This is a genomic window from Pseudomonas veronii, from assembly GCF_001439695.1.
GTDB classification, from domain to species: Bacteria; Pseudomonadota; Gammaproteobacteria; order Pseudomonadales; family Pseudomonadaceae; genus Aquipseudomonas; species Aquipseudomonas veronii.
In genome coordinates this window covers 96,556-106,081 of the sequence record NZ_JYLL01000019.1, presented here as the reverse complement: position 1 = coordinate 106,081, position 9,526 = coordinate 96,556, and the positions used below count along the sequence as shown (strand labels likewise).

The following is a 9,526-nucleotide window of genomic DNA, read 5'->3' as shown; positions in this document are numbered from 1 at the left end:
GAAACGATGCATCGCCGATGGTAGTGTGGGGTTTCCCCATGTGAGAGTAGGTCATCGTCAAGATTAAATTCCAGAACCCCTGTTTGCTTACGCAGACAGGGGTTTTGTTTTGGGCGGTCGGAAAGGGTCAAGTGGCTCATTGGACGGCCTTCAGTGCTAAAGTCCATGCCTCGATTTTGCTTTTGCCAAGGAAGCCGTTATGCCGGATGCGATGCCTCTCAGCGCAGGATTCATGGTGGTTCACGGTAACCGCCTGGACGAACTGCGCAGCTTGGTGGTCAGTTGGATGCGCCGTTATCCCCTGGCCCCTCTGGAAAATGAAATCGCCCTGGTCCAGAGCAACGGCATCGCTCAATGGCTCAAGCTGGCCCTGGCCGAAGATCCGGAAGATGACGACATGGGTGGCTGCGGCATTGCTGCGGCGATCGACGTGCAACTGCCCGGCAGCTTCATGTGGCAGCTCTATCGCATGGTCCTGGGGCGCGACGAGATCCCGCCCAAATCCCTGCTCGATAAAGCCCCGCTGACCTGGCGCCTGATGCGCCTGCTCCCCGAGTTGATCAATCAACCGCACTTCGAGCCGCTGCAGCGCTTCCTCACGGACGACTCCGACCTGCGCAAACGCTACCAACTCGCCGAGCGATTGGCCGACCTGTTCGACCAATACCAGGTCTACCGCGCCGACTGGCTGGAAGATTGGGCCGCCGGCCGCCATCAGTTGCGTAACGGCCGCGGCGAATCCAAACCCCTCGACCCCGCCAACTGCTGGCAAGCCGAGTTATGGCGCGCCCTACTGCTGGATGTGGGCGAAGCCGGCATGGCGCAAAGCCGTGCCGGTGTGCATCAGCGCTTTATCGAACGGATCAATAGCCTTGAGCAAGCACCGCCAGGGCTGCCTTCCCGAGTGATTGTTTTCGGCATTTCCTCATTGCCCGCCCAAGCACTCGAAGCGCTCGCCGGCCTGGCGCGCTTCAGTCAGGTCCTGCTCTGCGTCCACAACCCCTGTCGCCACCATTGGTCCGACATCGTGGCCGACAAGGACTTGCTGCGTAACGAATACAAACGCCAGGCACGCAAAGCCGGCATGCCGGTCACCATCGACCCGCAAACCCTGCACCAGCATGCTCACCCGTTGCTCGCCGCCTGGGGCAAGCAAGGTCGCGACTACATCAGCCTGCTCGACAGCTACGACGATCCCAACAGCTACCGCGCAGCCTTCCGCGACGGCCGCATCGACCTGTTCAGCGACGGCGAACCGACCACACTGCTCAACCAGCTCCAGGACGATATCCTCGAACTGCGCCCGCTCAACGAAACCCGCGACCTCTGGCCCGCCGTCGATCTGCAGCGCGATACCTCGATCCGCTTTCACATCGCCCACAGCGCCCAACGCGAAGTGGAAATCCTCCACGACCAATTGCTCCAACGCTTCAGCGCCGATCCTGCGTTGCGTCCCCGCGACATCATCGTCATGGTCCCCGACGTCGACAGTTACGCGCCGCACATTCGCGCGGTGTTCGGCCAGTTGGACCGCAATGATCCGCGCTTCATCCCCTTCACCCTCACCGACCAGGGCCAACGCGGGCGCGACCCGCTGTTGATCGCCGTCGAACACCTGCTCAAGCTCCCCGACAGCCGCTTCCCGGTCAGTGAAATCCTCGACCTGCTCGACGTCCCGGCCCTGCGCGAACGCTTCGCCATCAAGGAGCGCGACCTGCCGACGCTGCATCGCTGGATCGAAGGCGCCGGCATCCGCTGGGGCCTCAATGCCGAACAGCGCGCCGGTCTCGGTCTACCCCACGAGCTGGAGCAAAACAGCTGGCGATTTGGTTTGCGCCGTATGCTGCTCGGTTATGCCGTGGGCACGGGTGTCGCCTGTGACGGCATCGAGCCCTACGACGAAATCGGCGGCCTCGACGCCGCCTTGATCGGCCCGCTGGTCGCGTTGCTCGACGCACTCAGCGACGCCCACCAAGCCTTGTCGCAACCTGCGGCTCCACAAGAATGGGGCGAGCGCCTGCAACGCTTGATGCAGCTGTTTTTCCTGCCCAGCAGCGAACACGACGACTACCTGTTGGGCCAGCTCGAACAGCTCCGCGAAACCTGGCTGGAAACCTGCGAATCCGTCGGCCTGCAGGACGAGTTACCGCTCACTGTAGTCCGCGAGGCGTGGCTAGCCGGTCTGGACCAAGGGCGCCTGTCCCAGCGCTTCCTCGCCGGAGCTGTCAATTTCTGCACCCTGATGCCGATGCGCGCGATCCCGTTCAAGCTGGTCTGCCTGCTCGGCATGAATGACGGCGACTACCCACGCGCCCAACCACCGCTGGATTTCGACCTGATGGGCAGCGACTACCGCCCCGGCGACCGCTCACGCCGCGAAGACGACCGCTACCTGCTGCTCGAAGCCCTGTTGTCAGCCCGCGACCAGCTCTACATCAGCTGGGTCGGCCGCAGCATTCGCGACAACAGCGAGCGCCCGGCATCGGTATTGATCGGTCAACTGCGCGATCATCTCGCCAGCGGCTGGCAGTCAAGCCAAAGCGACGCACCGCTGCTTGACGCGATGACCCAGGAACACCCGCTCCAACCCTTCAGTGCGCGCTATTTCCACGCCGGTGACCCGCTGTTCAGCTACGCCCGCGAATGGCAGTTGCTGCACGAAGTCACGGATGCGCCGCCAGACAACACCGAACTGGCGGCCCATCGACAGGAAGAACCCCTGAGCCTCGGTCAGTTGCAGGACTTCCTGCGCAACCCGGTCAAACACTTCTTCAGCCAGCGTCTGAAAGTATTCTTCGAGGCTGCCGAAGTGCCGCTGGCCGATGAGGAACCCTTTGTCCTCGACGCCCTGCAACGCTACAGCCTGAGCGACAGCCTGCTGAACGCCGCGCTGAGCCAGCCCGATCATGTCGACCAGGCGCTCAGCGCCCAGGCCCGTCGCCTGCAAGGCAGCGGCCTGCTGCCGATGGTTGGTTTCGGCGAGTGCCTGCGCAACGAACTGATCGAGCCCTTGCCCGGGCTGCTGCAACGCTATCAACAACTGCTGGCCCTCTGGCCCACTCCGCACACCGGCGCGGAACCGATCAGTTTCGAGCATCAAGGCATTCAGCTCGAAGGCTGGATCAGCGGCCTGCATCGGCGCAGTGATGGCGGATTGTTGAGCGTCACCACCATCCCCAACAGCATCGGCTCGATCAAGACCCGCAAGTGGCATCGGCTGATTCGCCCGTGGGTCAACCACTTGGTGGCCTGCGCCTGCGGCCTGCCGTTGAGTACCGCGCTGGTGGCCAGCGACGACACCTTGTTGCTGGCCCCGTTGGAACCCTCCAGCGCCCAGGACATCCTCGGCGACCTGCTGCTGGCCTGGCACGTCGGCATGGCCAAACCGCTGCCCGTCGCGGTTAAAACCGCGTTCGCCTGGCTCGGTCAGACCGACCCGGCCAAAGCCGCGGCGGCCGCGAGCAAAGCCTACGAAGGTGATGGCATCAACACCGATGGCGAGCGCCGCGAAACCCCCGCGCTGACCCGGCAATTCCCCGACTATGCGGCCCTGGTGGCCAGCGAAGCATTCGAAGGTTGGTGCGAAACCTTGTACCGGCCCCTGATCAACGCCGCCTGGCGATCACTCACTGGCGAGGAGGCCGGCGCATGAGCAGCAAACCCTTGGCCCTGGCCTTCCCGCTCAAAGGCAGCCAGCTGATTGAAGCCAGCGCCGGCACCGGCAAGACCTTCACCATTTCCGCCCTGTACCTGCGCCTGGTGCTCGGCCACGGTGGCGATGACGCCGGCTTCGGCCGCGAACTGCTGCCGCCGCAGATCCTCGTGGTGACCTTCACCGACGCCGCCACCAAGGAACTGCGCGAACGCATCCGCATCCGCCTGGCCGAAGCCGCGCGGTTCTTTCGCGATGAGATCCAACAGCCCGACGCCCTGATCGCCGAACTGCGCGATCAATACCCGCCCGCGCAATGGCCGGCCTGCGCCAACCGTCTGGACATCGCCGCGCAATGGATGGACGAAGCCGCCGTTTCGACCATCCACAGTTGGTGCCAGCGCATGCTGCGCGAACACGCCTTCGACAGCGGCAGCCTGTTCACCCAGACCCTGGAAACCGACCACAGCGACCTGCTCGGCGAAGTGCTGCGCGACTACTGGCGGCTGTTTTGCTACCCGATGCACGACGATGCGCTCAACTGGGTGCGCAACAACTGGGGGGGGCCGGCCGCGCTGATGCCACGGGTGCGCGCGCTGTTCGGCAGCGAACGGCCCAGCGGCGAAAGTCGTGAGCCGGCCGAGTTGATCACTGCGTGCCTGCAAGAACGCCGCGCCGCCCTGGTCGCCCTCAAGGCGCCGTGGCCGCAATGGGCCGGCGAGTTGCGCGAGATCTGCCTGCAAGCCGTCGCCGCCAAAACCGTCGATGGGCGCAAGATGCAAGCGCGTTACTTCGAACCCTGGTTCGAAAAGATCAGCGCCTGGGCCGCGGACGAATCCCTCGAACAGCTGGACATCGGCACCGGCTTCACTCGCCTGACCCCGGACGGCATGGCCGAAGCCTGGAAGGGCGAGCCGCCGCACCACCCGGGCATCGACGCCATGGCCAGCCTCAAGGCCAGCCTGGATGCGCTGCCCACCCCCGACGCCGCCGTGTTGCAACACGCCGCCGCGTGGGTCGGCAAACGCTTCGAAGATGAAAAACGCCGGCGCGCCGAAATGGGCTTCGACGACATGCTGATCCGCCTCAACGCCGCCCTGCAAAGCGACGGCGGCGAGCGTCTGGCCAGCGTGATCCGCGAACAGTTCCCGGTCGCCCTGATCGACGAGTTCCAGGACACCGACCCGGTGCAATACAGCATCTTCGACAGCATCTACCGCATCGAAGAAAACCACCTCGACAGCGGCCTGTTCCTGATCGGCGACCCCAAGCAGGCGATCTACGCCTTCCGTGGCGCCGACATCTACACCTACCTGCGCGCGCGCCAATCCACCACCGGCCGGCATCACACCCTGGGCACCAACTTCCGCTCCAGCCACGCGATGGTCGAGGCGGTCAACCATGTGTTCCAGCGTGCGGAAACCGGGCGTGGCGCGTTTCTGTTCCGTAAGCCGAGTGGCGAAAACCCGGTGCCGTTCCAGCCGGTGCTGTCCCAAGGCCGCAAGGAGCAACTGCAGGTCGAGGGTCAGACGCTGCCCGCGCTGAACCTCTGGCACCTGCCCACCGATCAGCCGATTTCCAACGCGGTTTATCGCCAGCAACTGGCGGCTGCCTGCGCCACACAGATTGTCGAATTGCTCAACGGCGGGCAGCAAGGCCGCGCTGGTTTCCTACACGCCGACGGTAGCTTCGATGGCGTGTTGCCGTCGGACATCGCCATCCTCGTGCGCGACGGTAAGGAAGCCCAAGCCGTGCGCGGTGAGTTGGCCGCCCGTGGCGTGCGCAGCGTGTACCTGTCGGACAAGGACTCGGTGTTCGCCGCCCAAGAGGCGCACGACCTGCTGGCCTGGCTCAAGGCCTGTGCCGAACCGGACGTCGAACGCCCGCTGCGCGCCGCGCTGGCTTGCGTCACCTTGAACCTGTCACTGCCGGAACTTGAGCGTCTGAACCAGGACGAACTGGCGTGGGAAAGCCGCGTGATGCAGTTCCGTGGCTACCGCGCGATCTGGCGCAGCCAAGGCGTGCTGCCGATGCTGCGTCGCCTGCTTCACGACTTCAAACTGCCGCAAACCCTGATCGCCCGCAGCGATGGCGAGCGCGTGCTGACCAACCTGTTGCACCTCAGCGAACTGCTGCAACAGGCGGCCTCCGAACTGGACGGCGAACAGGCCTTGATCCGCCACCTGGCCGAACACCTCGCGCTGTCGGGGCAGGCCGGTGAAGAACAGATCCTGCGCCTGGAAAGCGACGAGCAACTGGTCAAGGTGGTGACCATCCACAAATCCAAGGGCCTGGAATACGACCTGGTGTTCCTGCCCTTCATCTGCTCGGCCAAACCGGTGGATGGCAGCCGCTTGCCGCTGCATTACCACGATGCCAACGGCAAGTCGCAGGTGAGCCTGCGCCCGACCACCGAGTTGATCGCCCAGGCCGATGACGAGCGCCTGGCGGAAGACCTGCGTCTGTTCTACGTCGCCCTGACCCGCGCCAAACATGCGTGCTGGCTGGGCATTGCCGACCTCAAGCGCGGCAACAACAGCAGCTCGGTGCTGCACCTGTCGGCGCTGGGCTATTTGCTCGGTGCCGGCGCCGCGTTGGCGGAGTCCGCCGGCCTGGCGCGCTGGTTGCTGGACCTGCAGGCAGGCTGTGCCGCCGTGCATTACGCGCCGATGCCCGAAGCCCACACCAGCGTCTTCCACCCGCCGCGTAACGAAGCCACGCTGCTCGCGCCCTTGCTGCCCAAACGCAAGGCCGCGGAAAACTGGTGGATCGCGTCCTACAGCGCCTTGCGCATCGGCGACAGTATGAGCGCCGCCAACCTTGAAGCGCCGGAAAGCCCGCAAGCCCAGAAGCTGTTCGACGACGAACGCCTCGACCCTGACGCACCGCGTGAAGCGGCTGCGTCTGGCAGCGATATTCACCGTTTCCCACGCGGCCCTAACCCCGGCACCTTCCTCCATGGCCTGCTGGAGTGGGCGGGCGAAGAGGGCTTCGACGTGACCCCGCAGGCTATCGAAAAGGCCGTGGGCGCGCGCTGCAACCGCCGCAACTGGGAAGGCTGGATCATCGCCCTCAGCGGTTGGCTCGGCCATCTGCTGCAAACACCGCTGCCGCTGGATAACGATCAGGTCACGCTCAGTGGCCTGCAGCACTACCAGATCGAAATGGAGTTCTGGTTCGCCAGCCATAAAGTCGACGTGCTCGCCCTCGACAAGCTGGTGTGCCAGTACACCCACAACGGCGTCTCCCGCGTCGCAGCGGAACCGGTGTTGCTCAACGGCATGTTCAAGGGCTTCATCGACCTGACCTTCGAGCACGACGGCCGTTATTACGTGGCCGACTACAAATCCAACTGGCTCGGCCCCGATGATTCGGCCTACACCCAGGACGCCATGGAACAGTCGATCCTTGAGCATCGGTACGACCTGCAATACGTGCTTTACCTGCTGGCCCTGCATCGCCAACTCAAGGCGCGCCTGCCGGATTACGACTACGACCGCCATGTCGGCGGCGCGCTCTATCTGTTCCTGCGCGGCACTCGGGCCGCCAGCCAGGGGGCGTACTTCACGCGGCCGCCACGGGCGCTGATCGAGAGCCTGGACCTGATGTTCCAAGGCCAATCGTTACCGCCCAAGGCTGAGCCCGCCTGGGAACAAGGAGTGTTGCTATGAGCCTGTCGCCGTTACCGCTGGAGGCACTGATGCCCCTCAGCCGCGCCGCCGATCTGGTGCAACTGTTCGAACGTTGGGTCGAGCGTGGCTGGCTGCGCGCGCTGGATAAGGCGTTCGTCGGCTTTCTGCACGAACTCGACCCGCAGGCCGACCCCTTGGTGTTGCTGGCCGCGGCCCTGACCAGCCATCAACTGGGCCACGGCCATGTGTGCCTGGACCTGTTCGAGACCCTCAAGGCACCGGATTTCGCCCTGTCCCTGCCGCCGGAAGGCGACCTGCAAACCGGCACCATGCTGCTGCCGTCGCAACTGCTCGCGGGCCTGGACGGCGCGCATTGGTGCCACGCCCTGGCCGCCAGCCCCTTGGTCGCGTTGGCCGTCGACGGCAGCGAGGCCGCGCAAAGTCGCCCGTTGGTGCTGTCCGGCAAACGCTTGTACTTGCGCCGCTATTGGACCTACGAACGACGCATCGACACGGCCTTGCGCCTGCGCCTGGCCACAGCAGAAAGCCTCGCCGCCGATCTGCCCCAGCGCCTGAACGGCCTGTTCGACCAAGCGCCGCCCGATGGCGTGATCGACTGGCAGAAACTCGCCTGCGCCCTGGCCACTCGCGGGGCGTTCAGTATCGTCACCGGCGGCCCCGGCACCGGCAAGACCACCACCGTGGTGCGCTTGCTCGCGCTGTTGCAGGCGCCGGCCGTGGAAGCCGGCAGCCCGTTGCGCATTCGTCTGGCGGCGCCCACCGGTAAAGCCGCCGCACGGCTTACCGAGTCCATCAGCCAGCAAGTGCTGTCGCTGAATGTGCCTGACAACGTGCGGGAAAAAATCCCGACCCAGGTCACCACCGTCCACCGCCTGCTCGGCAGCCGCCCGGGCACCCGCCACTTCCGTCATCACCTGGGCAATCCATTGCCGCTGGATGTGCTGGTGGTGGATGAAGCCTCGATGATCGACCTGGAAATGATGGCCAACCTGCTCGACGCCTTGCCGCCCCACGCACGCTTGGTGCTGCTGGGCGACAAGGACCAACTCGCCTCGGTCGAGGCCGGCGCCGTACTCGGCGACCTGTGCCGCGACGCCGAGGCCGGCTGGTACAGCGCCGACACCCGCCGATGGCTGCAAGCGGTCAGCGGTGAAGACCTGGGCAACAGCGGCCTGCAGGAGGACCTCGATGGCAGCCACCCGCTGGCCCAGCAAGTGGTGATGCTGCGCTACTCGCGGCGCTTCGGCGAAGGCAGCGGCATCGGCCAACTGGCGCGTTGGGTCAACCAGCAGAACGCCGAAGAAGCCCGACGGTTACTGGCCGCGGGCAGCCACCGCGACTTGTTCTGCGTCAGCCTCAAGGGCGAACACGACCACGCATTGGAACGCCTGGTGCTGGACGGGCCGGGCGATGGTGCCGAGGGCTACCGTGCCTACCTGAACCTGCTGCACGCCGCGCGCCCGTCTCTCGACACCCCGCGTGACGACCCCGCCTGGACCCATTGGGCGCAACAACTGCTGCACGCCTTCGACGCCTTCCAACTGCTCTGCGCCGTGCGCAAGGGACCTTGGGGCGTGGAAGGGCTGAACCTGCGCATCACCGCCGCCTTGCGCAAAGCGCGGCTGATCGACGGCGACGAGCAGTGGTACGAAGGCCGCCCGGTGCTGATGACCCGCAACGATTACGGCCTGGGCCTGATGAACGGCGACATCGGCATCGCCCTGAAATTGCCCGAAAGCGCCGGCGGCCCCCACGTGTTGCGCGTGGCCTTCCCGCGTAACGACGGCCAGGGCGGCGTGCGCTTTGTGCTGCCCAGCCGGCTCAACGATGTGGAAACCGTGTACGCCATGACCGTGCACAAATCCCAGGGCTCCGAGTTCACCCACACCGCGTTGATCCTGCCGGACGCGCTGAACCCGGTGCTCACCAAAGAACTGATCTACACCGGCATCACCCGCGCCAAGCGCTGGTTCAGCCTGATCGAGCCACGCGGCGGGGTGTTCGAAGAAGCCGTGCGGCGCAAGGTCAAGCGCTTGAGCGGGTTGATGCTGGAGTTGGGGCATGAGCCCGGGAAACCTGACTGATCGGTCATTTGGTATTTCGGATTTGAGTGTCATATTTTTCTGAAAAAATAGCGGGACCCTTCGAGGCGTAGCCTCGCGGGGCTTTCCGCCGCTGTGCTATCGTTGCGGCATCACCCCTCGTTGACACCTGAGAGAAT

At 65.0% G+C, this 9,526-nt stretch carries 3 protein-coding genes; all 3 read left to right on the top strand.

The annotated features are described in order from the left end of the window. Window positions 1-199 precede the first annotated feature (199 nt). From recC to recD, 3 genes are read left to right on the top strand one after another with little or no spacing between them, the layout of a single operon-like run. Window positions 200-3,652, top strand: coding sequence for an exodeoxyribonuclease V subunit gamma (gene recC, locus TU80_RS21145; RefSeq protein WP_057005306.1), 3,453 nt, complete (start codon window positions 200-202; stop codon window positions 3,650-3,652). Beyond that, complete coding sequence (gene recB / locus TU80_RS21140) at window positions 3,649-7,323, top strand: exodeoxyribonuclease V subunit beta (protein WP_057005305.1); 3,675 nt, start codon at window positions 3,649-3,651, stop codon at window positions 7,321-7,323. Before recC ends, recB begins: the two co-directional genes overlap by 4 nt. After that, a complete protein-coding gene (gene recD, locus TU80_RS21135; protein WP_046382062.1) occupies window positions 7,320-9,389 on the top strand; it encodes an exodeoxyribonuclease V subunit alpha in 2,070 nt (689 codons plus the stop codon). The genes recB and recD overlap by 4 nt, the downstream gene beginning before the upstream one ends. Window positions 9,390-9,526: the final 137 nt, after the last annotated feature.